This window comes from Maritimibacter sp. HL-12 (genome assembly GCF_900177545.1).
In the GTDB taxonomy this organism is placed as follows: Bacteria; Pseudomonadota; Alphaproteobacteria; order Rhodobacterales; family Rhodobacteraceae; genus Sinisalibacter.
This window is the reverse complement of record NZ_FXBQ01000001.1, coordinates 1,905,066-1,928,534: the sequence shown is the minus strand read 5'-3', so window position 1 is coordinate 1,928,534 and position 23,469 is coordinate 1,905,066. Positions and strand designations below refer to the sequence as shown.

Annotated in this window: 24 protein-coding genes; 8 read left to right on the top strand and 16 right to left on the bottom strand. The window is 66.6% G+C overall.

The genetic code is table 11. The annotated features are described in order from the left end of the window. Position 1: 1 nt before the first annotated feature. Together B9Y97_RS09640 and B9Y97_RS09635 are read right to left on the bottom strand one after the other, a co-directional pair. Positions 2–967, bottom strand: coding sequence for an MBL fold metallo-hydrolase (locus tag B9Y97_RS09640; protein WP_085528198.1), 966 nt, complete (start codon positions 965–967; stop codon positions 2–4). Between the two features lie 77 nt (positions 968–1,044). Next, positions 1,045–2,760 (bottom strand): acyl-CoA dehydrogenase, encoded by a 1,716-nt coding sequence (locus B9Y97_RS09635; protein WP_085526532.1) that lies wholly within the window; start codon positions 2,758–2,760, stop codon positions 1,045–1,047. Between the two features lie 105 nt (positions 2,761–2,865). On the opposite strand from B9Y97_RS09635, the gene B9Y97_RS09630 reads away from it, so the two are divergent. From B9Y97_RS09630 to B9Y97_RS09620, 3 genes are all read left to right on the top strand, one after another. Continuing rightward, entirely contained in the window at positions 2,866–3,813 is a 948-nt protein-coding gene (locus tag B9Y97_RS09630; protein ID WP_085526531.1) for an L-threonylcarbamoyladenylate synthase, read from the top strand. Positions 3,814–3,898: 85 nt separating this feature from the next. Continuing rightward, complete coding sequence (locus B9Y97_RS09625) at positions 3,899–4,543, top strand: lysophospholipid acyltransferase family protein (protein WP_085526530.1); 645 nt, start codon at positions 3,899–3,901, stop codon at positions 4,541–4,543. Further along, positions 4,540–5,490: a phosphatidate cytidylyltransferase gene (locus B9Y97_RS09620; protein ID WP_085526529.1), complete on the top strand. Its 951-nt coding sequence runs from the start codon at positions 4,540–4,542 to the stop codon at positions 5,488–5,490. The genes B9Y97_RS09625 and B9Y97_RS09620 overlap by 4 nt, the downstream gene beginning before the upstream one ends. Positions 5,491–5,544: 54 nt before the next feature. Here the strand turns inward: B9Y97_RS09620 and B9Y97_RS09615 are convergent, their stop codons facing one another. The 6 genes from B9Y97_RS09615 to B9Y97_RS09595 all read right to left on the bottom strand — a co-directional run bounded on the left by B9Y97_RS09615 (position 5,545) and on the right by B9Y97_RS09595 (position 8,863). After that, positions 5,545–5,766 (bottom strand): hypothetical protein, encoded by a 222-nt coding sequence (locus B9Y97_RS09615; protein ID WP_085526528.1) that lies wholly within the window; start codon positions 5,764–5,766, stop codon positions 5,545–5,547. 64 nt (positions 5,767–5,830) lie between these two features. Then, positions 5,831–6,019, bottom strand: a complete 189-nt coding sequence (locus B9Y97_RS09610; RefSeq protein WP_085526527.1) for a hypothetical protein — start codon at positions 6,017–6,019, stop codon at positions 5,831–5,833. Positions 6,020–6,101: 82 nt separating this feature from the next. Next, complete coding sequence (locus tag B9Y97_RS18125; RefSeq protein WP_176224336.1) at positions 6,102–6,275, bottom strand: hypothetical protein; 174 nt, start codon at positions 6,273–6,275, stop codon at positions 6,102–6,104. A gap of 210 nt (positions 6,276–6,485) precedes the next feature. Continuing rightward, the gene (locus B9Y97_RS09605) at positions 6,486–6,707 is read right to left on the bottom strand and encodes a hypothetical protein (RefSeq protein WP_139828270.1); all 222 of its coding nucleotides are present in this window, start codon (positions 6,705–6,707) and stop codon (positions 6,486–6,488) included. 41 nt (positions 6,708–6,748) lie between these two features. Beyond that, entirely contained in the window at positions 6,749–6,940 is a 192-nt protein-coding gene (locus B9Y97_RS09600) for a hypothetical protein (RefSeq protein WP_085526525.1), read from the bottom strand. Positions 6,941–7,234: 294 nt separating this feature from the next. Then, positions 7,235–8,863: a mucoidy inhibitor MuiA family protein gene (locus B9Y97_RS09595; RefSeq protein WP_085526524.1), complete on the bottom strand. Its 1,629-nt coding sequence runs from the start codon at positions 8,861–8,863 to the stop codon at positions 7,235–7,237. A gap of 184 nt (positions 8,864–9,047) precedes the next feature. On the opposite strand from B9Y97_RS09595, the gene B9Y97_RS09590 reads away from it, so the two are divergent. Both B9Y97_RS09590 and B9Y97_RS09585 read left to right on the top strand, forming a co-directional pair. Next, a complete protein-coding gene (locus B9Y97_RS09590; protein WP_085526523.1) occupies positions 9,048–10,034 on the top strand; it encodes a sodium-dependent bicarbonate transport family permease in 987 nt (328 codons plus the stop codon). A 5-nt stretch (positions 10,035–10,039) separates the two neighbouring features. Continuing rightward, positions 10,040–10,351 carry a P-II family nitrogen regulator gene (locus B9Y97_RS09585; RefSeq protein ID WP_085528197.1) on the top strand — a complete coding sequence of 104 codons (312 nt, stop codon included), beginning with the start codon at positions 10,040–10,042 and terminating at the stop codon, positions 10,349–10,351. Between the two features lie 133 nt (positions 10,352–10,484). Here the strand turns inward: B9Y97_RS09585 and B9Y97_RS09580 are convergent, their stop codons facing one another. Further along, positions 10,485–11,507, bottom strand: a complete 1,023-nt coding sequence (locus B9Y97_RS09580; protein WP_085526522.1) for an aspartate-semialdehyde dehydrogenase — start codon at positions 11,505–11,507, stop codon at positions 10,485–10,487. Between the two features lie 384 nt (positions 11,508–11,891). Here B9Y97_RS09580 and B9Y97_RS09575 point away from each other — a divergent pair, with 384 nt between their 5' ends. After that, on the top strand, positions 11,892–13,169 hold the full coding sequence (locus tag B9Y97_RS09575) for a DEAD/DEAH box helicase (RefSeq protein WP_085526521.1): 1,278 nt from the start codon (positions 11,892–11,894) through the stop codon (positions 13,167–13,169). A 39-nt stretch (positions 13,170–13,208) separates the two neighbouring features. On the opposite strand, the gene B9Y97_RS09570 is transcribed toward B9Y97_RS09575, so the two are convergent. Beyond that, positions 13,209–14,393, bottom strand: a complete 1,185-nt coding sequence (locus B9Y97_RS09570) for an MFS transporter (protein WP_085528196.1) — start codon at positions 14,391–14,393, stop codon at positions 13,209–13,211. 130 nt (positions 14,394–14,523) lie between these two features. On the opposite strand from B9Y97_RS09570, the gene B9Y97_RS09565 reads away from it, so the two are divergent. After that, positions 14,524–14,952, top strand: coding sequence for a MarR family winged helix-turn-helix transcriptional regulator (locus B9Y97_RS09565; protein WP_085526520.1), 429 nt, complete (start codon positions 14,524–14,526; stop codon positions 14,950–14,952). Between the two features lie 8 nt (positions 14,953–14,960). Here the strand turns inward: B9Y97_RS09565 and B9Y97_RS09560 are convergent, their stop codons facing one another. Beyond that, a complete protein-coding gene (locus B9Y97_RS09560; RefSeq protein WP_085526519.1) occupies positions 14,961–15,539 on the bottom strand; it encodes a YqgE/AlgH family protein in 579 nt (192 codons plus the stop codon). A 110-nt stretch (positions 15,540–15,649) separates the two neighbouring features. Between B9Y97_RS09560 and B9Y97_RS09555 the strand changes: the two genes are divergently transcribed. After that, entirely contained in the window at positions 15,650–16,462 is an 813-nt protein-coding gene (locus B9Y97_RS09555; protein WP_176224335.1) for a protein-disulfide reductase DsbD domain-containing protein, read from the top strand. On the opposite strand, the gene B9Y97_RS09550 is transcribed toward B9Y97_RS09555, so the two are convergent. From B9Y97_RS09550 to B9Y97_RS09530, 5 genes are all read right to left on the bottom strand, one after another. Continuing rightward, positions 16,459–19,854: an efflux RND transporter permease subunit gene (locus B9Y97_RS09550; RefSeq protein ID WP_085526517.1), complete on the bottom strand. Its 3,396-nt coding sequence runs from the start codon at positions 19,852–19,854 to the stop codon at positions 16,459–16,461. The two genes, B9Y97_RS09555 and B9Y97_RS09550, sit on opposite strands and share 4 nt — an antisense overlap. Before the next feature lies 1 nt (position 19,855). Further along, positions 19,856–21,364 (bottom strand): efflux RND transporter periplasmic adaptor subunit, encoded by a 1,509-nt coding sequence (locus tag B9Y97_RS09545; RefSeq protein WP_085526516.1) that lies wholly within the window; start codon positions 21,362–21,364, stop codon positions 19,856–19,858. A gap of 106 nt (positions 21,365–21,470) precedes the next feature. Further along, positions 21,471–22,019, bottom strand: coding sequence for a molybdenum cofactor biosynthesis protein B (gene moaB / locus B9Y97_RS09540; protein WP_085526515.1), 549 nt, complete (start codon positions 22,017–22,019; stop codon positions 21,471–21,473). After that, positions 22,016–22,624 (bottom strand): metallophosphoesterase family protein, encoded by a 609-nt coding sequence (locus B9Y97_RS09535; protein ID WP_085526514.1) that lies wholly within the window; start codon positions 22,622–22,624, stop codon positions 22,016–22,018. The genes moaB and B9Y97_RS09535 overlap by 4 nt, the downstream gene beginning before the upstream one ends. Then, entirely contained in the window at positions 22,621–23,418 is a 798-nt protein-coding gene (locus B9Y97_RS09530) for a uracil-DNA glycosylase (RefSeq protein ID WP_085526513.1), read from the bottom strand. Before B9Y97_RS09530 ends, B9Y97_RS09535 begins: the two co-directional genes overlap by 4 nt. Positions 23,419–23,469: the final 51 nt, after the last annotated feature.

The following is a 23,469-nucleotide window of genomic DNA, read 5'->3' as shown; positions in this document are numbered from 1 at the left end:
CTCAGCCATGGGACGTTTCCTTTCGTTTCCAGAGCCATGCCCCGTCGTCGCGCCGGGTGCGGGTGATCTCGCCGGTGCGCAACAGGTGGTTGAGGTGCCCCACCGCTTCGACCATGGCAAGCCCGTATTCACCTTCGCTGATCCGGCGCCGATAGAGCACCGGAAAACACTCCACCGCAGTCTGCGGTTCGGCAAGGTGATCGAGCAGCCGGGCCAGCGCGGTGTGGTGGTTGTCGACAAGCTGGCGCATCCGGGTTGGCAGCCCGCGATAGGGCAGCTTGTGGCCGGGCAGCACGAGGTGGCTGTCGCGCGCGAACGGGGCCAGCCGCTCGCAGCTTTCGAGCCAGTCGCCGACCGGGTCGGCTTCCGGCTCGGTGGCATAGACCCCGAGGTTGGGGCTGATCGTGGCGAGCAACTGGTCGCCGCCCAGCACCAGGTCGCAATCGCGGCTCCAGAAGGTGGCGTGCTCCGGCGCATGGCCGTTGCCGATCCGCACGTCCCAGTCGCGCCCGCCGAAGCGGATCACGTCGCCCTCCTTGACCCGGGAAAACCCCAGCGGCATATCGGCGACGATATCGACGTAGTTGAACGGCCGCTCAGCCTTGCGCGCCTCGAAAACATCTTCGTCCATCCCCGCCGAACGCCAATAGGCCAGGGTTTCGTCCACCGGCACCATCTGCTCGTCAAGCAACAGCATCCGGGCGAAGAGCCACGCGGTGCGGGTGGTGATGAGCTGCGCGCCATGATCGCGCTGGAACCAGCCGGCGAGGCCGACGTGATCGGGGTGGTGGTGGGTGACGACCACACGCGCGACCGGCTTGCCGCCCAAGGGGCCGGCGAGCAGGGTCTCCCAGATCTTGCGGGTACGGCGGGAATCGAAGCCGGTGTCGATAATCGTCCAGCCGTCGTCATCCTCGAAGGCAAAGACGTTCACATGATCGAGCTTCATCGGCAGTGGCAGACGCATCCAGAGCGCGCCCGTGCCCACTTCGATGGCCTCGCCCTCGCCGGGGGGCGTTTCCCAGGGAAAGTGGATCGTGGCGGTCAAGAGGCAAGATCCTCCGGCTCGAGGGCATAGAGCCCCGCCGCCCCGGCCCGCGTCTGCGCGATCAGGGCGGCATGTTCCGGCAACAGCCGTTCGATGTAGAACGCGGCAAGCGCGCGGCGCGGCCCCGCTCCACCCGCTGCCCGCGCCGCGCGCAGGTGGTAGAAGGCACCAAGCACCCGGGCGAAGGCCGACTGGAACGGCACGGCACCGGCGAAGCGCTCCTGCATGTCTTGCGCGGCCAGCCACTCGACACATTCGCGCAGGCTCTCGGCAGCACCCCAGACCGCCTCGGCAAGATCGGGCATTGCGCCTCGCGCCGCTTCGGCCTCGGCCTCGATCTCGTCGCAGAGCCGCATCGCGGCCTCGCCACCATCCATCATCTTGCGGCCGACAAGGTCGATCGCCTGGATGCCGTTGGTGCCCTCGTAGATCGTGAGCACCCGGGCATCGCGCGCGTATTGCGCCGCACCCGTCTCCTCGATGTAGCCCATGCCGCCATGCACCTGCACGCCGAGGTAGGTCACCTTCTGGGCGGTATCGGTGCCGTAGCTCTTGGCGATCGGGGTCAGCAGCGCCGCGCGGGCCGTCCATTCCGCCGCGCCGGTTGCCTTTTCCATGTCGATCGCCATGGCGCAGGCGAGCGCAATGGCGCGGGCGGCGAAGATCTCGGCCTTCGCCTCGATCAGCATCCGCCGCACGTCTGCAAAGTCGATGATCGACCCGGTGCCGTCGGGCAAGGGCGAACGGCCCTGCTTGCGCTCCAGCGCATAGGCCAGCGCGTGTTGATAGGCACCTTCCGCCACGCCGATGCCCTGAACGCCCACTTGCAGCCGGGCATTGTTCATCATCGTGAACATCGCTGCCATGCCGCCATGCTCCTGCCCGACAAGCCAGCCGGTTGCGCCCTCGTAGGCCATCACGCAGGTCGGCGAGCCATGCAGGCCGGTCTTGTGTTCGAGGCTGACCACGCGCAGGGCGTTGCGCTCCCCCGGTTCACCGGCCGCGTCGGGGATCAGCTTCGGCACCATGAACAGGCTGATCCCCCGCGTGCCCGGCGCGGCATCGGGCAGGCGCGCAAGCACGAGATGGCAGATGTTGCCGCCAAAATCGTGATCGCCCCAGGAGATGTAGATCTTCTGGCCGGTGATCGCATAGGTGCCATCGCCGTTCGGAACCGCCTTCGTGGAAAGCGCGCCCACGTCCGAGCCCGCCTGCGGCTCGGTCAGGTTCATCGTGCCGGTCCATTCCCCGGAATTGAGCCTGGGCAGGTAGAGCGCCTTCATCTCGTCGGAGGCGTGGGTTTCCAGCGCCTCGATCTGGCCTTGCGTGAGCAGCGGGTTGAGGCCCAGCGCCAGCGCCGCGCCGGAGATCATGTCGTTGAACACGGCGTTGAGGGTGAAGGGCAGGCCCATGCCGCCATGCTCGGGATCGCCCGCCATGCCGATCCAGCCGCCCTCGGCAATCGCGCGGTAGCCTTCGGCAAAGCCCGGACTGGTGCGAACCACACCGTTCTCCAGCCGCGCGCCCCGGGTATCGCCGGCCCGCTGCAACGGTGCGATCACGTCGTCGTTGAGCTTCGCCGCTTCCGCGATGATCGCGTTCACGGTTTCGGGCGTTGCCTCGCCGAAGCGCTCAGTTGCGGCGACGGCGTCGAAGCCGAGAACCTCGTCGAGCAGGAAGCGAAACTCGCGGGCGGGGGCGGCATAGGGCATCGGGCCTTCTCCTTCTCACGGCTTGGCAAGCCGACATGCGACTTGTAGGCAGGCAGGGGCAAAGGATAAACCGCCGCGATACCGAGGCAAGGAAAACGCCGCGTCATGGTCGAAACCGAAGTTCTGAAACCCGACGCGGGCGGGATCGCCCGGGCTTCCGCGCTTCTGCGCGGCGGTGGCCTCGTCAGCTTTCCGACCGAAACGGTCTATGGTCTGGGTGCCGACGCCACCGATGATCGCGCCGTGGCGCGGGTGTTCGAGGCCAAGGGGCGGCCCAGCTTCAACCCGCTGATCGTGCATCTGCCCGACGCGGGCGCGGTGGCAGGCTATGCCCGTCTGGAAGGCGACGCGGCGCGGCTGGCCGATGCTTTCTGGCCCGGCCCGATCACGCTGGTTCTGCCGCTGCGCGAAGGCGGCGGGCTTTCACCTCTGGTGTCGGCAGGATTGCCCACGGTGGCGGTGCGGGTGCCCGACCATGCACTGGCGCGCGCGCTTCTGGCCAGGGCCGGTCGCCCGGTTGCCGCGCCCTCTGCCAACCCCTCGGGGCGGATCAGCCCGACCACGGCCGAGCACGTTCTGGCCGGTCTTGCGGGCCGGATCGAGGCGGTGCTCGATGGCGGCCCCTGCGCGGTGGGGGTGGAAAGCACCATCATCGGCTTCGATCCCACCCCGGTGCTGCTGCGTCCCGGCGGCCTGCCGGTGGAGGCGATCGAGGCCTGTCTTGGCGGCCCGCTCCTGCACCGTGCTCCCGACAGCACGATCAACGCGCCGGGCCAACTTGGCTCGCATTACGCGCCTGTCGCCCCGCTGCGGTTGAACGCAGCCGCCGCCCGGCCCGGCGAACGCCTGCTTGGCTTCGGTCCGGTCGAGGCGGCGGCGCTCAACCTCTCGCCGTCGGGTGACATGGTCGAGGCGGCGGCGAACCTGTTTCACCACCTCCATGCGCTGGACTCCGGTGGTGCCATGCCGATCGCCGTCTCGCCAATCCCAGACACCGGACTTGGCCGCGCGATCAACGACCGGCTGCGCCGCGCGGCGGCCCCGCGGGGCTGAGAACCCTCTGCAAGTTTCGCGGATATGCAGTTTCCCCAAGGGACTCCTGAGCCTATAGTCTTGGCGAGCCGGCGAGAGGACATTCATGTTCAGGAAAACGATTGCCCGGATCACGGGCCACGGGCTCGTGCTGTTCGTCCGCATGGTGACCGCGCCCCGGGCGATCTGGGCCGGGAGCGAGCCGATTCCGCGACAGCGAGTCTATTATGCAAATCATACCTCGAATGCCGATTTCCCGCTGATCTGGTCGGTTCTGCCCACCTTCCTGCGCAACAAGACCCGGCCCGTCGCGGCCTCGGACTACTGGCTCAAGAACCACCTGCGCGCCTTCTTCGGGCGTGACGTGCTGAACGCGGTTCTGATCAACCGCGATGCCGACAACCGCGACCCGGAGGAAGACCCGGTGGCGCGGATGATCGCGGCGCTCGACGGCGGCGCGAGCCTGATCATCTTTCCCGAGGGCAAGCGCAACCTGACCGAAGACCCGCTGCTGGCGTTCAAGACCGGGCTCTACCATCTCGCCCGCGCCCGGCCACAGGTCGATCTCGTGCCGACCTGGATCGACAACCTCAATTCGGTGCTGCCCAAGGGCGAGATCGTGCCGGTGCCGCTGATCTGCACCGTCACCTTCGGCGCGCCGATCCACATCGCCCCCGGCGAGGACCGCGAGATTTTTCTCGACCGCGCCCACCGCGCGCTCGCGGCGCTGCACAAGGCGGGCGAAGCATGACCGCGCCCGCCGAATTTGCCCAGCTTTTCACCGGCTTGGTGCTTGCGCTGCTCGGTGCCACCCTCGTGGCTTCGGCGCTCAGGCGCTGGTGGCGGGCGGCGGGGCCGGAAAACATAATTGTCGAAACGGTGTTTGCCCGGATCAACGCCTGGTGGGCGATGGTGGTGCTGCTCTCGCTCGCAGCGCTGTTCGGGCGGATCGGCGTGGTGGTCCTGTTCGCCTTCATCTCCTTCGCGGCGCTGCGCGAGTTTCTCACCCTGACCGCCAAGCGCCGGGCCGATCACTGGGTGCTGATGTTTTCCTTCTTCGTGGCGCTGCCGTTGCAATACGCGCTCGTCGCCACCGGCGCGATCGGGCTGATGACGATCTTCATCCCGGTCTATGCCTTCCTGTTCCTCCCCGTGCTCGCCGCCGTGCGGGGTGACACATCCGGCTTTCTCACGCGAATCGCCGAAACTCAGTGGGGGCTGATGCTGTGCCTCTTTGCCGCCTCGCACGCACCGGCGTTGCTCTGGCTCGACATCCCAGGCTTCGGCGGCAAGCAGATCCTGCTGATTGCCTGGCTGGTGATCGTGGTGCAGGGAGCGGACATGGCGCATTTCATCACGCCGCGGCTGATGGGACGAACCCGGATCGCCCCCGGCGTGCCGCATTCGCGCACCTGGGAGGGCTTTCTCGGCGCGCTCGGCACCGCGACTGTGCTTGGCACCGCGCTGGCGTGGACAACCCCGTTTGCGCCTTGGCAAGCCGCGATCATGGCGATGGTGGTGGCCTTTCTCGGCTATGGCGGGGGCATGGTGATGGCCGCGATCAAGCGCGACCGGGGCGTGGCCGACTGGGGGCATCTGATCCCCGGTCAGGGCGGATTCATCGACAGGCTGGATTCGTTCGTGTTCTCGGCACCCCTGTTCTTCCACCTCGTACAGTTTTTCTGGGTGCCGGGTTGACCGTGACGCGAGGGCGGTGAGGCGCGCCTCGCGCGCCCCGCCCGCCTCGATTGCTCAGGCCGCGCGTTGGGCTGCAGGGCGCAGCATCGGCGTTTGGCGGGCCGAGCGGAAGGCGATCACGTTGGTGCCTTGTGTCGGTGCATTCGTGGGTGCTTCATCAAAAGCGCAGTCGAAGATCGACGGGACGTTCCGGCTGCGTTGTTCGCGGGTCGCCAGCGAAGCGACGGCATTGCGGCGGCCCTGACGAGCCTTTTCGAGCATGGTGACGGTGGCCATTTCGGATTCTCCTGGTTTCTTGCGCCGCGGCTTTGGCGGTGGCTTTGGCGGTGCGGTATCGGGTTCAGGCGACGTTGCCGCAGGTGACGAGCACGCCGGTGGTGAAAAACACGCCGGAGGCGGTGCGCCGGGCGCGAACCCGGGTTTTCCATTCCGCCATCGTGATGACGTTGTCACGAACGCTCTGGATGGTTGCGGTGGCGCGGTTGGCAGTTTTGCGGGCGCGGGCGAAGGCGATAACGTTGGTGTGCATGGCGGTTTCCCCAGAATTGTTTCGGCATCGTGCCGAGTTTGTTTCGGTTTCTTATATTGACGTCTCGCCCGTCAGTCTGGCATCAGGCCACTTGACGGAGGAGCCTTGCAGTTTTGGCCTGATCGAAGAAGCTTTCGATCTCGGCGCTCGTGAGCCGTGGCAGACGTTCATCGCGATCTGTCGCGGTCACGCTTTGGCAGGGTTTGCCGAATGGCAGGACCTTTGCCGGTTTACGGAGTGTCATGGTGGCAGCCATGGGGTTTCTCCTGTTGGTCAGATTTCCGTTCCGATGACGTCAAAGGTGCGTTCCGATTCGGGCCTCATTCGTGCCGAATTGGGGCGAAAAAGTGGAATTTCACTCTTTCGACACCGCATGGCCCCAGGATGCACCTTGAACCATCTCATATGCGGCGAGGATGCGGCCCCGGCAGGGCACGGAGACGACCACGCCAGAGACATCGCACCGTCATGCCGCAACCCTGTCACGCAGCACCAGAACCGGCAGTCTGCGCGGCTCACCGAGGCCGGGATTGCCGCGAACCGAGCGGAATTCCGGCACGGCCTGGCGCAGCGGAAAACTGCCTTCAAAGATCGAGATAACACTGTCGTCGGCGGCGATGCGGGCCCTCAGGGCCGAGAGGGCGGTCCGACGGCGGGCGCGGGCGCGGTCTGCAAGCGAACGAGGCATGATGATTTCCTTCAAAGTTGGTTAACTGGTTTTCCGAGAATTCAGGCGATATCCCCTTGGGTCGCGAGAACCTGGGTGGTGAAGAACACGCCGTTGGGTGTGCGACGGGGGAACGCCCGACCGATCCATGCGGCGAGTTCGATGACGTTGTTGCGGGCGGCTGCACCCTGGGTTTCGGCGCGAGGGGTCCCGACCGAGATTTGGGCGGTGAAGGCGATGACGTTGCTGGGCATGGTGGTCTCCCCGGAAGTTGGACGAAAGCTCCGCGCTCTGGTCTCGATGCAATGCTGGGCAAGTTGAACCGCCGGTTTCCGGCAAGGCCTCGTCGGGCCGGGCGGCTTTGCCGCGCTGGCAATCAGCGTTGCCGTTGGATGGATACTTGCGGCCGAATCCGGCGTGAAATGCGCCGAATTACGGCGAAATCGTGTCAAAATCCGCAGAATTTAACCTAGATTTTCCAAACGGTTAAAATACTGGCCCGTGAAAAATCCACGGGCCAGCGAGAATCGGCAGCGATTCTTGCCCGGTCACGGGTTCCAGATCAGCTCCATGCCTTCAGGCCAATCAATCGCGATCGTGATTTCAACTTCCGCGGTCTCGCCCGGGGCAACCGTCAGGTCCCACGCCGAAACACCCCGTTTCTTCTCGATGTCGGTCTCGGACGGGGCGGGATCGGCCGTCACCCGCACGCGCAGGTCGTCCTGTTCGGAAAACGTGAGCGGGAAGAAGGCGCGGACATCCTGCGCCTCGTCGGTCAGGTTTTCCACCGTGAAGGTGACAAGCTGGTCGCGCGTGTTCGACTTCGAGATGAAGCCGGCATCGCCTTCCTGGTTGCGCTCGAAAACGGTCGTGAGCCGAATGCCTTCGATCGGTCCGAAGCCCAGTTCGGCCTCGGCCCCGGCCGGGATCATGGCAAGCCTCTCACGGCCGACGAGATGGCCGTCGCGCAGGATATTGGCATTCCCGGGCAGCAAGGGCTCGCCGGTGGTGTTGACGAAACGCGCGACCGTGAAGGCGGTGTCGTCCCAGCGCGGGGCAGCATGCACCATCGCTTCGGCATCGAGCGTGAGCCGGTCGAGCGCAAGCTCGGCGGCTTCGGCAGAGGCGATCGTGACCGGATCGGGATAGACGTAAGACAGGGCCAGACCGTCAACTTCGAGGCGCGCCGATTTCATGTCGGCTTCCTCCACCATCATCGGCGCGGGCATCGCGCCTTCAAGCATCGGCTCCGAGCTGCGTTCCGACAAGCGCCCCAGATCCATCGGTTCGACAATCCGGGCGCGGTCGGGCTCGACCGGCGTGGGCGATACCTCCTCGCCGGGTCGCGCCGTCGAGAGCGTGAGGTCCACGTCATCCCAGACCCGCCCGGTCTCCTGCGTCACGATCACTTTGCGGGCGACCGCGATCTCGCCTGCCGCGCGGTTCAGATCAAGGTCGTAGTCCATCTCCCACCAGGCCCGGGAGGTGAGTTCCGTCAGCTCCAGCGTCACCGGGCCGGCCTCGGCGACACTGACTTCAACCGTCAGCATGTCGGCCACGGCCTCCGGCGGGGATAGCCGGGCGAAGGCGGCCTCTGCGGCGGCAAGCTCGGCCCGGAGGTCTTTCAGCGCGTCCTCCAGCGGCCTGATCCGGGCGGCAACCTCGACCAGGGCGGCTTCGCTCAAGCCGGTTTCTTGGCGGAGACGGTCGGCCATGGCAAAGAGATCTTCCGCCGCCATCTCCTCACCGGGCTCGATCCGGGACATGAAATCAAGCCGCGCCTCGAGCCCGCGCAATTCCGCGCGCGCGGTATCGGTTTCGTCCTTCTTCATCGCCACGTTTTCGCGGACGCGTTCAACCGCTTCCCAAGCCTCCGCCTGCGCATCGGTGAACAACGTCTCGCGGTCGAGGGCAACGTCGCGGCGGAACCCGATCGCACCGATCTCCACGCCCTGCGACGTGCGGATACGTGGCAAGGCGGCGAGGCTGTCGAGGCCGGAATAGGGCAGGAACACCCGGTGGTCGCCCGCGGGCAGATCAACACTGGCGCGCAGGGTCAGTTCCGCACCGGCCGGAAATACGGTGGCGGCAGCGACCGGAGCCTGGGTGACGACATCCTCGGCCAGCGCAGGCACCGCGGCGGCCAGGGCGATGAGGGAGGTTGCAAGAAGACGCATGGGGCAAACCTTTCTGCCTTGTGTGCAGGCTCACGCTAGCGCGCGTCAACCACGGCGGAAAGCGCAACATCGCCGCATCGGCGGAACCCGGCCCTCTGGCATTGCCAGCCTGCCCGACGTAGCCGGTTTCCTTTTGCTCTGTGGATCGGTAAGGAAGCGCGCAAAACAGCGAGGTACCGGGTACATGGACACGATCCTTTCCATCGCGGCAAGCAACCTGCTTTCCCCGCTCATCCTGTTTTTCGTGCTTGGCCTCGCCGCTTCGCTGGCGCGATCCGATCTGTCGGTGCCGGAAGCGGTGGCCAAGGGCATGTCGCTCTACCTGCTGTTCGCGATCGGCTTCAAGGGTGGGGTCGGCGTTGCCGAAAACGGGGCGAGTGCGGCCCTCGGGATGGCGCTGATCGCGGGCGTGGTGCTGTCGGCAGCCCTGCCGCTGGTGGCGTTCGTCCTGCTTCGGGGGATCACCGGGATGGGGCGCACCGATGCCGCCGCCGTGGCCGGACACTACGGCTCGATCTCCATCGTCACCTTCGTCGCCGCCTCTGCCGTGCTTGCCGAGCGCGGGATCGCGCACGAGGGCTACATGGTGGCGGTGGCGGCAGCGATGGAGGCCCCCGCGATCCTGTCGGCGCTCTGGCTCGCCAGCCGGGGCGGTCGCGACGCGGCAACAACGGCGGCCGAACCGGGGCTCTGGCGCGAGATCATGCTCAACGGCTCCATCGTGCTGCTGCTGGGGTCTTTCCTGATCGGCTGGGTCACCGGACCCGATGGCATGGCCGAGATCTCGGGTTTCATCGTCGATCCGTTCAAGGGCGTGCTGGCATTGTTCCTGCTCGACATGGGGCTGATCGCGGGCCGCGGCCTGCGGGAAAGCCGGGGTGTTCTGGGGCCCGGGGCGCTGCTGTTCGGCGTCGTGATGCCGCCCGTGGGCGCAGCCTTCGGGCTGGCGGCCGGGCTGCTGCTCGGACTCAGCACCGGGGGCCTCGCGCTCCTGATGGTGCTTTCCGCGTCTGCGTCCTATATTGCCGTGCCAGCAGCGATGCGCGTGGCCCTGCCCGAGGCCAATCCCTCGATCTACCTTACCCTGTCGCTCGGCGTGACCTTCCCGTTCAATCTCACGCTGGGCATTCCGCTCTATCTCGCCGTGGCAAGCGCGGCTACCGGAGGATGAAGGCGATGGACATGCATGAGGCCAAGCGGGTGGAGATTACCATCGAGGCGGTGATGCAGAAGCGGCTCACCGACGCACTGAAAGCTGCGGGCGTTTCCGGCTACACGATCCTGCCGGTGCGCGGGGGCTCGGGCCGGTCGGGCGAATGGAGTCGCGAAGGCCAGGTGAGCCGCGCCGGGGGCATGGTGCAGGTCGTCTGCATCATCAGGCCCGACCGCCTCGACCCGCTGCTCGAAGCGGCCTTTTCGGTGGTGGAACGCCATATCGGCGTGGTTTGCGTCACCGATTGCAATGTGCTCCGGGCGGAGCGGTTCTGATCGGCAAGCCGGCCAACGCGTGGTTCGACACCAGCGCAACACCCGCGTGGGAAAACGCCCTGTTCGAGGTGGACGGAACGCAGAAGCGCCGCCCCCGGGGGAGCGGCGCTCTGATCTTGCATCGTCTACCGCGTCAGCCCTTTTTCAGCACTTCCCGGCCCAGGAGCTCGGCGATCTGCACCGCGTTCAGCGCCGCGCCCTTGCGCAGGTTGTCGGAGACGCACCAGAGATTCAAGCCGTTGTCGATGGTCGAATCCTGCCGGATGCGGCTGACGAAGGTGGCATAGTCGCCCACGCATTCAACCGGGGTGACGTAACCGCCCGCCTCGCGCTTGTCGACGACAAGCACGCCCGGCGCTTGGCGCAGGATGTCACGCGCCTCGTCCTCATCGAGAAAATCCTCGAACTCGATGTTGATCGCCTCGGCATGACCGACAAACACCGGCACCCGCACGCAGGTGGCGGTGAGCTTGATCGACTTGTCGACGATCTTCTTGGTTTCGGCGACCATCTTCCATTCTTCCTTGGTCTGGCCGTCGTCAAGAAAGACGTCGATATGCGGGATCACGTTGAAGGCGATCTGCTTGGGATAGACCGTCGGTGCCACTTCCTGCCCGGGCACATACATGCCCTTGGTCTGGTTCCACAATTCGTCCATCGCCTCCTTGCCCGAGCCGGACACCGATTGGTAGGTGCTCACCACCACGCGCTTGACCTTCGCACGATCATGCAGCGGCTTGAGCGCCACCACCATCTGCGCGGTCGAGCAGTTGGGGTTGGCGATGATGTTCTTCTTGGCATACCCATGCACCGCTTCCGGGTTCACCTCCGGCACGATCAGCGGCACGTCGGCGTCGTAGCGGTAGAGCGAGGAGTTGTCGATCACCACGCAGCCGGCCTTGGCCGCGATCGGCGCATATTGCTTCGTTGCGTCCGAGCCGATGGCGAAAAGCGCCATGTCCCAACCGGTGAAATCGAACTGTTCGAGATCCTTGGTGGTCAGGGTCTTGTCGCCAAAGCTGACCTCGGTGCCGAGCGAGCGGCGGCTGGCGAGCGCCGCGATCTCGTCAACGGGAAACTGGCGTTCGGCCAGGATGTTCAGCATTTCGCGGCCCACGTTGCCCGTGGCACCCACGACGACGACCTTGTAGCCCATGAGGGTCTCCTTTGAATTCGCCTCCAAGTGAGGACGGGGGGTGAGATACCGCAATCCGGGCGGCTATGAAAGGGGGCGTTGATTTGCGTTGACTTGCACCCCACATGCTGTGATGAGAGCGCATCGTTCCGGTGGCCGCGTGAGCCACCCGCCGCCAGCCTGCAAGATCGCAGGATCCATGAGCGGCAAGGCACGATGCTCAAGAGGCGCGGCTCCGCGGAGCGCGCCGAGACAGGTTCCCAATTCACGCGGGGGGTCAACGGGCCGAACGGTGGCAGGGCAAGGGTCCTTCCGCGAGGCTTGGCCCGCACCTTGAAGTTGCCCCGGCGCATCCTGCGTTCGAGGCCCCCACGTTTGCGGCCCAGGCGCCGCCGAAAGAGACACATGACCACATTCGAATCCCTCGGGCTCGACCCGAAACTGCTCGCCGCCGTGAAGGCCGCGGGCTACACCACCCCCACGCCGATCCAGATCAAGGCGATCCCGCCGGTCCTGGAAGGCCGCGACGTGATGGGCCTTGCCCAGACCGGCACCGGCAAGACCGCCGCTTTCGGCCTGCCGCTGATCCACCAGCTTCTGGGCGACCATGACAAGCGCGCACCGAAAACCGCGCGCGCGCTCATTCTCGCCCCCACCCGTGAGCTCGTTGGCCAGATTGCCGACAACCTCGTGCTCTACATCAAGGGCACGCACCTCAAGGTCACCACGGTGGTCGGCGGGGTGTCGATCAACCGGCAGGTGACCGCGCTCGAAAAGGGCACCGATATCCTCGTCGCCACCCCGGGCCGGCTGATCGACCTGATGGACCGGCGCGCGGTCCGGCTCGATGCCGCGACCTTCCTCGTGCTCGATGAAGCCGACCACATGCTCGACATGGGTTTCATCCACGCGCTGCGCCGGATCGCGCCGAAGCTCGGCACACCGCGCCAGACCATGCTGTTTTCCGCCACCATGCCGAAAGACATGGAAGAGATCGCCGCGGCTTACCTGACCGATCCGATCCGGGTGCAGGCCTCGCCGCCGGGCAAGGCGGCCGACAAGGTTACTCAAGGGGTGCACTGGGCCAAGGGCAAGGAGCACAAGGTTTCGCTCCTCAAGGACTACCTCGATGCCGCGCCCGAGGGGCTTGCGCTGGTTTTCTCGCGCACCAAGCATGGCGCGGAACGGTTGATGAAACACCTCGTGGCCGAAGGCTATGGCGCGACGTCGATCCACGGCAACAAGAGCCAGGGCCAACGCGACCGCGCGCTGAAGGCGTTTCGTGACGGCACCACCCGCATCCTCGTGGCCACCGACGTGGCCGCCCGCGGGATCGACATTCCCGGCGTCAGCCATGTCTATAACTTCGACCTGCCGGAAGTGGCCGAGAACTACGTCCACCGGATCGGCCGCACCGCGCGCGCCGGGCTGGACGGGGACGCCATCGCCTTTGTCAGCGGCGAAGAGATCGCGCTGCTGCGCCAGATCGAGAAGGTGATGAAGATCGAGATCCCGGTGCTCGGCGGCGAGCGCCCGATCGAGGTCGCCCCGCCGAAAAAGGGGGGTGGTGGCAATCGTGGTCGCCGGAGCGGCCCGCCGCAGGGCCAGGCGCGGCCGAAAGGCCAGGGTCAAGGAGCGGGACAAGGCCAGAAGCGCCGCCGCCCGCGCCGCAAGGCCGCCTGAGACGAGCCAAAACGGGGGACGGGCCGAGCGGCCCGACCCTCAATCCAGCCGGTCGCGGCTGAACAGGTAGACCACCAGCCCGACCAGAACCGGCAGTCCGAAGAACAGGAACAAGGCACGGTAGGCGGCCACCGGATCGCCATCCGCGACCTTCGCCGCCTCGAACACCCAGCCCGACGAAAACTGGAACAACCCCACGCCGCCGATGCCGAACAGGTTCATCAGCGACACGCCGCGCCCGGTGAGGTGGGGCGGGAAGAACGCCCTTGCATGGGCCATGATCAGCGGGAATGACGCGCCGAACAACCCGGTCGCGGCCAGCAGCAGCGTCACCGCCCAGACCCCGCTCACGGGCCAGAACCAGAGCGTGAAGACGGCAGCGGCGGAGCCGAAGTTGCCCACGAGGATCACCCATTTGCGGGTACCGAAGATCCGGTCGAGCGGGCCGTAGGCGAAATTGCCCACGATCATCGCGATCCCCATCGCCAGCGTCACCTTGCCGATCCCGGCGGCGTCCATGCCGAAGACGTCCGACAGGTAGGGTCCGGCCCAGAGACCGCGCAGACCGGCCGAGGGGGCATAGTTCACGAACATCAAGGGAAAGATCGCCCAGAGGGCCGGCATTGCCAGCAGGGTGAGCATCGAGCCCTTCTGGGTGCCATGATCGGCTGCGCGGGGCGGGTCGCGCAGCAACACGAGGATCAGCACCGCGACGACGAGAGTGAGCACGGAGAGGCCCCACAAGGTTTCGCGCCAGCCAAAACTCTCTACCGACCATGCCATCGGCAGGCTGCCCGCGATATTGCCGATCGAGCCGATGCCGATCACTGCGCCCGCAAGGGTGCCGAAGACCTTGGGTGAATAGGTTTTGGCAATGATGAAGAAAGCCCCCATCAGCACCGGCGAACAGCCAATTCCCATCAGCACCATGGCCGCCTGGATGTGCCATGGTTCACTCGCCAGCGCGAACAACACCGCCCCGCCCCCCGCGCCGAGGCCGAGCAACCAGGCGGCGGTGCGGCGGGGTCCGAGCTGATCGAGCGCCCAGCCAACCGGAACCTGCATCGCCGCGAAGGCGAGAAACCACAGCCCCGACGCGCGGCCGAGCGCCTCGGGTGTGGCACCGAGATCGGCTTGCAGAACCGGCGTCATCACCGGCAGAAAGGCCCGGTAGAACTGGCTGAGCACATAGCCCGCCACGAGCATTGCTATTCCTGCACGCATGTTCGGCCCCTCCCCCATCCCGGTCAGCCGGGCCAGATGACACGGCTTTCCGGGCGGGTGCAACCTTCGTTGTCCTTGCACTGACCAACGCCCTGCGGTTCAATCGACCTGCATAAGACGGGGACACCACGTGACAGATTTCAATCTCGACGAATTCCTTCCCTACCAGCTTGCGGAATTGTCGCGCCGGGTAAGTGCGCGGTTTTCGCAGGCCTACCGTGAGCGCTACGGCATATCCGTTGCGGAGTGGCGGGTGGTCGCGCACCTGAGCCAGCAGACGGCGGTTTCGGTGCGCGAGATTCACAAGCGCGTTGGCATGGACAAGCCCAAGGTCAGCCGCGCGGCCACCCGGCTCGAAGCGGCCGGTTACCTGCGCAAGGTGGTCAACCCGGTCGACCGGCGCCTTGTCGAGCTATCGCTCACCGCCAAGGGCCGCGAGATGATCGACACGCTGGCCCCGATCGCGGCCGACTACCAAGCCGAGCTGTTTTCGGTGCTGGGGGATGATGCCGGCGATTTCGTCACCCGGGTGAAAGTGTTGAGCGCGGCGCTGGAATGACCCGGCGATCAGGCGCGACCACCACCGGACGACAGCATCGACGGCTCGATCCCCAGCTTGCGCAGCGCACGGGCCCATTTGCCGCCATCGTCGGGATCGAACACGATCGCCGCGTCGCCCTCGACGGTCAGCCAGGCGTTCTGCTTCAACTCGCTTTCGAGCTGTCCCGGCCCCCAGCCGGCATAGCCCAGCGCCGTGAGCGCCGTCGCAGGGCCTTCGCCACGGGCGATATCGACAAGAATGTCCTTGGTCGCGGTCATGCCGAAACGGGCATTGATCGCCATCGTGCCCTGCGCGCCGGGGTAATCGGTGGAATGCAGCACGAAGCCGCGCCCGCTCTCCACCGGTCCGCCAAAATAGACCGCCACGTCCATGCTGCCCATGCCGCGTTCGATCTCGAGTTGTTCGAGCAGATCGTCGAGGCTGAGGGTGGGCACGCGCTTGTTGACGATGAGGCCCATCGCCCCGTCGATCGAATGGGCGCAGAGCAGCACCACGGAATGATCGAAGCGCGGATCAGCCATGCCCGGCATGGCGATCAGCATCTGCCCCGTGAGGTCGTGGTCGGTGTCGACAGGTTCGCTCATGGCATCAACATGGGGGCTTCGGCGCGGGGTTTGCAAGAGGTGCGGCAAAGTGATCAATGTCTCGCGAATGTGACTTTCGCTCGCCCGATGGCGGACTATATCCAGTCGTCATGAACCGATTTACCCCCCTTGTCCTTGCCGTTTCGCTCGCGGCCGCACCGCTCCTCGCCGCAGGCGAGCATCCACCGTCGCAAGCCGATGTCGAGATCCTGCCGGGATGGCGCACCGAGGCCGGCACCCATATTGCCGCGCTGCGCGTAACGCTCGGTGAGAGCTGGAAAACCTATTGGCGGGCACCGGGCGAAGCCGGGTTGCCGCCGCGGCTTGATTGGTCGGGGTCGGAGAACGTGGCATCGGTCACGCCGCATTGGCCGGTGCCCGAAGCGTTCCTCTCCAGCGGGATGATGACGCTCGGCTATCACGACGAACTGATCCTGCCGCTCGAGATCGTCCCGGTCGATTCGAAGGCCGATATCGCGCTTGTCGGTGATCTGACGATGGGGATCTGCGAGAACATCTGTGTGCCGATCGAGGCCGATGTAACCGCGGCGCTGCCAAGCACCGGCGGCAGACACGATCCGCGCATTCAGCTTTCGCTCGACAGGCAACCCGAATCCGCCGCCACGGCGGGGCTGGTTGCGGCGCATTGCGATCTCGTGGAAATCGAAGACGGCCTGACCGTCACGGCGCGGTTGCTGATGCCCGCGATCGGCAGCGACGAAATCGCGGTGATCGAGGCGGCCGACCCGTCGATCTGGGTTTCGTCGGTCACCAGTACCCGCGACGGCGACGCGTTGATCGCCGTCGCCGACCTTGTGCCCGCCAACGCCAAGCCCTTCGCACTCGACCCGGCAACCTTGCGCTTCACCGTTCTGGCCGGGGAGCGCGCGGTGGATATCCGGGGCTGCGCGGCCCAGCCCTAGGCCCGGCCCCGGCGCAGATGCGCCCAATGGGCAAGGGCCGCAACCAGCCACGCCCCGGCAACAAGCGCAACAGTGCCGGCAAGGAACAGCCCGGCGGCCGCCATCGTCGGATCATCCAGCCCGGCCAGCATCCCGAACGGCAATGCGCCGGTGACCATGACCCAGCCAAGCGTTGCGGCAAACAGCGCCCCGAGCGCCAGCGCCACGCTGCTTGTGGCCAGCGCCGCGCCGCGTGCCCGGCGGTGCTTGAGCCCCATCATCCGCCGCAGCGCCCGCATCTGCTTGCCGATGTCTTCCTGCACCGCCACCAGCGCGGGCACCACCAGCAGCACGAGGACGAAGCCGAAACCGAGGCCATAGACCAGCGTGATCACCGTGGGTTTGAGAAACTGCGCCTGGCTCGAGGTTTCGTAGAGCAGCGGAGACAGGCCGAGCACGGTGGTTGCGGTGGTGAGAAACACCGGGCGCAGACGGTCGGCCACGGCGTCGACAATGGCGGGGACAAGGCCACGGTCGCGTCCGTATTCGTCGATCGTGCTTACCAGGACGATGGAGTCATTGATGATGATCCCGACCATGCCGATCAGCCCGACGATGGAGAACAGGTTCATCGGGACGCCCCAGATGTAGTGCCCCCAGAGCGCACCGATCAGGCCGAACGGAATGATCCCCATCACCACCAATGGCCGGGCCCAGCTTGCGAAGATCCAGGCTAGCGTCAGGTAAATCCCGACCAGCGTGAGCAAAAGCCCGAGGCGGGCATCTTCGAGGAAGCTGTTTTCCTGCTCCTTCAGGCCTGACACCTTGTAGGTGATGCCATGTTCTTCCGCGATCGCGGGCAGGATATCCTGCTCGATGGCGCGGGTGATTTCTTCCGCGCGGGCCGGGTCGGTCTCGTCGATGTCGCCGGTGACCGACACCACGCGCAGTCCGTTCTCGCGGTTGACGGTCGAGAAGCCGGACCGGCTGGCGACGGTGACGATATCGCCAAGCGGCACATAGGCCCCACCGGTGCCGCGCAGCATCGTGCGTTCAAGAAAATCGGCCGTCAGTTCTTCCGACGGCAGTTCCACCCGGATCGTGCCCGAGCGCATTCCGACCGGGAAACTCGCCGCCTCGATCCCGCCGAGCCGGCGTCTGAGTTCGCGGCCAAGCTCGTCGATGGTGAAGCCGAGTGCCTTGCCCTGTGCGGTCAGTTCCAGCACCAGTTCATCCTTGTCGTAGGCGAGGCTGTCTTCCACCGCGGACACTTCCCCGAATTGCGCCACCGCGGTTTTCAGCGCCTCGGCGGCGGCCTTCAGCACCACGGCCTCCGCGCCGGTCAGTTCGACGTCGAGCGCGTCGCCACCGGGGCCGAAACGGCCGCCCCGGAAGCTCAGTTCCTCCAGCATGGGGTGACGCGGGGCGCGTTCCTGCACGTCGCTGACGAAGGCAAAGGAGGAAAACGGGCGCTGGTCGGCGTCGATCAACTCGATCGAAACCGATCCGAGCTGGTCGGCGTCCTTGTCTTCGGCGGCCGCGAGTCCGCGTCCGGCGTTGCCGCCAACTTGGCCCAGAACATAGAGGATCGGGTTCACCCCGGTGTCGGCCTCGATTTCCGCACCGTAGTCCCGCACCGATTGCTGGAGCATCGTCAGCATTTCCACCGTGTCTTCACGAGTGGCCCCGGGGGCCATGGCGAAATTCGCCGTCACATCCGAGCGTTCGGGCGCGTTGAAGAAACGAAACTGCACCTTGCCCTCGATGAACAGCGCCGCCTGGGTGGCCAGCACCAGAACCGCACCCGCAAGCACCGGGTAGCGGGCGGCGATCACGAAGCGCATCAACGGGCGGAACAACCGTTCGCGGATGAAGCGGAAGCCCTTGTTGACCTGCCGTGACGGCCAGTCATACCAGTGGTGCTCCTTCGAATGCTTCAGCGCATGCGCCATGTGGTTGGGCAGGATCAGGAAGCATTCCACCAGCGAGGCGGCGAGAACCGCGATCACGGTGATCGGGATATCCTCGATCAGATCCCCGAACCGCCCGCCAATCGCGGTGAGCCCGACAAAGGCGATGATCGTGGTCAGCGTGGCGGAAAACACCGGCGGAAACATCCGGCGCGCGGCACTTTCGGCAGCGGTAACCGGGTCTTCACCGCGATGACGGGAGCGGAAATCGGCGTGTTCTCCCACCACGATGGCGTCGTCCACCACGATCCCCAGCGTGATGATCAGCGCGAAGATCGAGATCATGTTGAAGCTGAGCCCAAGCATGTACATGATCGCCACCGCGGTGAGCATCGCCACCGGGATCCCGAGCGCGACCCAGAAGGCGGTGCGGGCGTTCAGGAACAGAAACAGCAAGAGCACCACCAGCCCGAGGCCCATGAGCCCGTTTTCCAGCAGGATCTGGAGCCGTGCTGTAATGATCTCCGCGCGGGTGCGGATCAGGTCGATCTCGACGCCCTCGGGCAGCGTGAGCTTCATCTCCGCGGCCACGTCCTCGACGACGCCCTGGATCGCGATCGCATCGCCCTGCGCCGAGCGGGTGACGTTGATGGTGATCGCCGGTGTCTCGCCCACGAAATAGGCGGTTTCCCGGTCGATCCCCTCGGCGCTGATGCGCGCCACGTCGCCCACCGTCAGCTTGGAGCCATCGGGGTTGGAGCGCAGCACGATTTCGGCGATCTCGGCGGGGCTGCGCTTGGCAACGCCGGTGCGCACCCGGGCCGCGCCGGAGGCCATGTTTCCGGCCGGATCGGCGGAGGTTTCGGCCCCGATCGCCTCGGCAATCTGCGCCATGGACACATCGTGGCGCACCAGCGCGGCGGAGGTGACTTCAACGATGGTGCTCGGCGCGGCCACGCCGCGGATCGAGGTGCGGGTCACGCCTTCCACGAACAGGCGCGCCACCATCTCGTCGGCAAACCTTGCGAGCTGGTCGAGCCCGACCGGCCCGGTGATCACGACATCGGTGACCGGATCGCGCCAACTGCCCCGGCGCACTTCCGGGGTGTCGGCCTCGGCGGGCAGATTGCCGACGGTGGCCACGGCTTCCTCGATATCGGCGGCGGCGCGGGCCATGTCCCATCCGGGTTCGAATTCGAGCTGGATCCGCGCGCGGCCCTCCGAAGCCCGCGAAGAACTGGCGGCGACCCCTTCGACAGCAAGCAGCACCGGCTCCAGCGGCTGGACGATCCCGGTATCGACATCCTCGGCACCGGCACCACTCCAGCCGACGCTGACGGTGACGTCGTCGATCACCACGTCGGGGAAAAACTGCGCCCGCATCTGCGGCAGGATGGTGAGGCCGGACGCCAGCAACACCACGAGCAACAGGTTGGCCGCCGTGCCGTGACGGGTGAAGTAGCTCAGAAGACCCCGGGCAATGTCTGTCGGTCGCCGCGCCATATCAGCCTCCCATCCGGCCTTCGAGCCGCTCGACCACGCTCACCGGCACTTCGGGGGCGTTCAACTGGTTGAGAATGCGTTCCTTTGCATCGACGGGCATCATCTGGTTGGTCCGCACGAAGGCAATGAGCCGGGCGCGGCGCTCGTCGTCGAGCGCGATCATCTCGCCACCGCCGCCGCCACCGCCCTGCCCGGCACCGGCACCCTGCCCGCCACCGGCACCTGCCTCGGGCGCTTCGCCGCCTTCGCGGAGGGGCCGCACGAGGATGCCCGCGCCAAGCATCGGGGTGCGCTCGATCACCACCTCGCGCCCCTCCACCGCTTCGGCGCGCACCAGAACGCTATCGCCCTGGCGCCGGATTACCTCGACCGGCACTTCCTCCAGCCGGTCGTTCTCGCCCAGCACCAGCACCGTTCCCGCCGCGCCGACGGCGGTGGCGGGCAGCCGGGCGACGTTCGCCAGCACAGGTTCCTCGATCTCGACGGTGATGAAATCGCCCGGCCGGAAGCCCGGGGCACTTTCGAGACGGGCGAAGATGAGGCGTCCGGTCTGGCCCTCGCCCACCTCGGCACTCTCACGGTCAACCCGCCCCCTGGCAAGGAGATCGACACCCGAGACCGCAAGCCGCGCCGTTACCTCGGCATCGAGCAACTGCCCGCTCTCGTCAACGAGGCGGGCATATTGCGCGGTGGACAGGCGAAACGACACTTCCAGAGCGGTCGGGTCCACCAGCGTGGCGACCTTCTCGTTGGCGGTCACGATCCGCCCCTCGACGGCGCTGACACCCGAGAGCCGGCCGGAAAACTCGGCGGTGATCTCGGTTTCCGCCAGTCGTCGCTCGGCCTCTTCAAGCGCGATTTGGCTGCGGGCGAGCCGGTTGTCGGCCTGCGCCACGCGCGCCTCGGCATTGGCCAGCGCCGAGCGCCGCGACAGAACCGCCTGCTCGGCGGTCGCGGCGGCGAGCGCGGCGGTTTCCACCTGGGCCTCGGTCGCCACGCCCCGGGTGGCGAGGTCGCGCTGACGCGCAAGCGCCTGCGCGCGCAGGTCTGCCTGGCGGCGGGCACTGGCCAGATCGTCACCGGCGATATCGAGCGCGGCGGCCGCATCGCGGGTTTCCGCCTCGGCTTCGGCCAGATCGGTGCGCGCGAGCGCCAGGGCGTCCTGGCGGTCGGTGGGATCGACACGGAGCAGAAGCTGGCCCGCCTCGACGCGGCCACCCTCCTCGAAACCTGTCCCGAGTTCGACCACGGAGCCGCCCGCCTGCGCCCGCACTTCGAGCGACCGGCGCGCACGCACCTCGCCGAAGGCTTCGAGAACCGGGGCCACTGCCTCCGGCGTCACCGCGATCAGGTTGACCGCGAAGACCCGTTCACGCGCCGGGCGGCTCATGTTCTCGCGTGCCATCCGGGTTTCAACCGCGGTGCGCACGGTCTGAGCGGCCAGCGCGAGCAGCGCGAGGGTTACGGCCAGAAGCAGAAGCCCGGTCAGGCTGCGGCGCAGAAATCGCATGGGTGCGTTACTCCGTTTTGATCGCCTCGAACCATGCCGAGGGGCATCACCGTGCGCAATGCGACGGGTTTGACATAACCGTTACGTGATCATACGGGCAGCGCGATCATTTCCGTCGCTTGTGTTCGTCAAGACGCGGAAAAATCTCCACGAAGTTGCACGGCGGGTGGCGATAGTCGAGCTGCGGGGCCAGGATCTCGTCCCACGCGTCCTTGCAGGCGCCGGTGGAGCCGGGCAAGGCGAACAGGTAGGTGCCATTGGCCACCCCGCCGGTCGCCCGGCTCTGCACCGCGCTGGTGCCGATCTTCTGGAAGGAGATCATCGTGAACAGCGTGGCGAAGGCGTCGATCTCCTTCTCGTAGACATCCCGGTGCGCCTCCACGCTCACGTCGCGCCCGGTAAGCCCGGTGCCGCCGGTCGAGATCACCACGTCGATCTCGGGGTCGAGGCTCCAGGCCCTGAGCTTGTCGGCGATCGCGCCGCGATCGTCCTTCACGATGTCGCGGTCGGCAAGGATGTGCCCTGCTGCCTTGAGCCGCGCCACCAGGGTATCGCCCGAGCGGTCATCCGCAAGCGCGCGGGTGTCGGACACGGTCAGCACTGCGATGCGTACGGGAATGAATTCGCGGCTTTCGGCGTCGGTGATCTTGCTCATGGCGCTGTTCCTTCGAGATCGAACCAGTTGACGGTGGGGCCGAGGTTGACGATGCGGGTGGTGCCGCGCTGCACGTCTTCGCCCCAGCAATCGTGGATATGGCCACAAACGAGGAGCCGTGGTTGAACCCGGTCGATCGCGTCGCGCACGGCGGTGGACCCGACCGAATGCCCGGTCGAGGTGCGGTCGGCGATCCCCTTGGGCGGCGAATGGCTGATGAGAATATCGGCACCGTCCGCGCCAGCGAGCAATGCGGCGGCCTCGTCCTCGGTGAAGTCCCAGCTCCAGGACCCGAACGGCGTCACCGGCACGCCACCGCCAAGGCCGAAGATCTGCAGCCCGCCGATTTCGACGCCGGTGCCGTGCAGAACATGCGCGCCTTCGGGGGCGGCGGCGCGCAACTCGGCCTCGCTCTCGTTGTTGCCGGGCACCATCACCAGCGGTGCCGCGATCCCGTCGAGCATTGCCATCGCCTCGGCCACGCCTTGCCGCATATTGCCGAAATCCCCCGCCCCGATGACGAGATCGGCCTCGCGCGATGCCGCCAACAGATCGGCGGCCCGCGCCCGCGCCATGTGCAGATCGGAGAAGGCAAGCACCCTCATGCGTTCTCCTCCAGCTTCGCCGCGATCTCGAGCAGATCAGCCCATGCCTCGCGCTTGGCGGCGGGGTTGCGTAACAGGTAGGCGGGGTGGGTCATCGGCATGACCGGTTTTTCGAGCGCCTGCATCCATTTCCCGCGCAGCCTCAGGATGCCGGTGCGCCCAAGCAGCGCGGCGCAAGGCGTATTGCCCATCAGCACGAGCACCTCGGGGTCGGCGAGCGCGATGTGGCGTTCGAGGAAGGGCACCATCATTGCCATTTCCTCCGCCGTGGGGGTGCGGTTGCCGGGCGGACGCCATGGCAGGACATTGGTGATATAGACTGCGCGCGCCGTGTCCGGGGCCTCGCGCGCCAGACCGATGGCGGCAAGCATCCGGTCGAGCAACTGCCCGGCACGGCCGACGAAGGGGCGGCCGATCCGGTCCTCGTCGGCCCCCGGTGCCTCGCCCACGATCATCACCCGCGCGCGCGGATTGCCGTCGGCAAAGACGAAATTGCGCGCGCCTTTCTTCAGGTCCAGCCCGTCGAAGCCGCGCATCGCCTCCGCGAGGGCACCAAGATCGCTTGCGGCTGCGGCCAGTCTCCGGGCCTCGGCGGCCTGATCCACCCGCGGCATCTCGACCGGCGCGGACGACGGCACCGGGGCCGCCTCGGTCGCGCGCCGCGCGGGCTTTGGTGCGGCTTCGGGCAGAGCACACCGGTTCACGGGGACATCGCCCACCGCGTCCACCGCGCCAAGCTCGACATACCATTCGAGCAGCGCCCTTGCCTGATGCCAGTCCAGTGCCGATTCCATGGCCCCAAGCTAGGGCCGTGCCGGGTGGGCGGCAAGCCGTGGCGACCCAGC

Coding starts and splice junctions, on each gene's coding strand:
- B9Y97_RS09545 (WP_085526516.1), bottom strand. CDS start 21,364: ATGCGATTTCTGCGCCGCAGCCTGACCGGGCTTCTGCTTCTGGCCGTA.
- B9Y97_RS09610 (WP_085526527.1), bottom strand. CDS start 6,019: ATGCACACCAACGTTATCGCCTTCGCCCGCGCCCGCAAAACTGCCAAC.
- B9Y97_RS09605 (WP_139828270.1), bottom strand. CDS start 6,707: ATGCCTCGTTCGCTTGCAGACCGCGCCCGCGCCCGCCGTCGGACCGCC.
- B9Y97_RS09550 (WP_085526517.1), bottom strand. CDS start 19,854: ATGGCGCGGCGACCGACAGACATTGCCCGGGGTCTTCTGAGCTACTTC.
- B9Y97_RS09620 (WP_085526529.1), top strand. CDS start 4,540: ATGACCGCGCCCGCCGAATTTGCCCAGCTTTTCACCGGCTTGGTGCTT.
- B9Y97_RS09595 (WP_085526524.1), bottom strand. CDS start 8,863: ATGCGTCTTCTTGCAACCTCCCTCATCGCCCTGGCCGCCGCGGTGCCT.
- B9Y97_RS09635 (WP_085526532.1), bottom strand. CDS start 2,760: ATGCCCTATGCCGCCCCCGCCCGCGAGTTTCGCTTCCTGCTCGACGAG.
- B9Y97_RS09555 (WP_176224335.1), top strand. CDS start 15,650: ATGAACCGATTTACCCCCCTTGTCCTTGCCGTTTCGCTCGCGGCCGCA.
- B9Y97_RS09575 (WP_085526521.1), top strand. CDS start 11,892: ATGACCACATTCGAATCCCTCGGGCTCGACCCGAAACTGCTCGCCGCC.
- B9Y97_RS09625 (WP_085526530.1), top strand. CDS start 3,899: ATGTTCAGGAAAACGATTGCCCGGATCACGGGCCACGGGCTCGTGCTG.
- B9Y97_RS18125 (WP_176224336.1), bottom strand. CDS start 6,275: ATGGCTGCCACCATGACACTCCGTAAACCGGCAAAGGTCCTGCCATTC.
- B9Y97_RS09530 (WP_085526513.1), bottom strand. CDS start 23,418: ATGGAATCGGCACTGGACTGGCATCAGGCAAGGGCGCTGCTCGAATGG.
- B9Y97_RS09615 (WP_085526528.1), bottom strand. CDS start 5,766: ATGGCCACCGTCACCATGCTCGAAAAGGCTCGTCAGGGCCGCCGCAAT.
- B9Y97_RS09570 (WP_085528196.1), bottom strand. CDS start 14,393: ATGCGTGCAGGAATAGCAATGCTCGTGGCGGGCTATGTGCTCAGCCAG.
- moaB (WP_085526515.1), bottom strand. CDS start 22,019: ATGAGCAAGATCACCGACGCCGAAAGCCGCGAATTCATTCCCGTACGC.
- B9Y97_RS09580 (WP_085526522.1), bottom strand. CDS start 11,507: ATGGGCTACAAGGTCGTCGTCGTGGGTGCCACGGGCAACGTGGGCCGC.
- B9Y97_RS09535 (WP_085526514.1), bottom strand. CDS start 22,624: ATGAGGGTGCTTGCCTTCTCCGATCTGCACATGGCGCGGGCGCGGGCC.
- B9Y97_RS09585 (WP_085528197.1), top strand. CDS start 10,040: ATGGACATGCATGAGGCCAAGCGGGTGGAGATTACCATCGAGGCGGTG.
- B9Y97_RS09630 (WP_085526531.1), top strand. CDS start 2,866: ATGGTCGAAACCGAAGTTCTGAAACCCGACGCGGGCGGGATCGCCCGG.
- B9Y97_RS09590 (WP_085526523.1), top strand. CDS start 9,048: ATGGACACGATCCTTTCCATCGCGGCAAGCAACCTGCTTTCCCCGCTC.
- B9Y97_RS09560 (WP_085526519.1), bottom strand. CDS start 15,539: ATGAGCGAACCTGTCGACACCGACCACGACCTCACGGGGCAGATGCTG.
- B9Y97_RS09640 (WP_085528198.1), bottom strand. CDS start 967: ATGCGTCTGCCACTGCCGATGAAGCTCGATCATGTGAACGTCTTTGCC.
- B9Y97_RS09600 (WP_085526525.1), bottom strand. CDS start 6,940: ATGCCCAGCAACGTCATCGCCTTCACCGCCCAAATCTCGGTCGGGACC.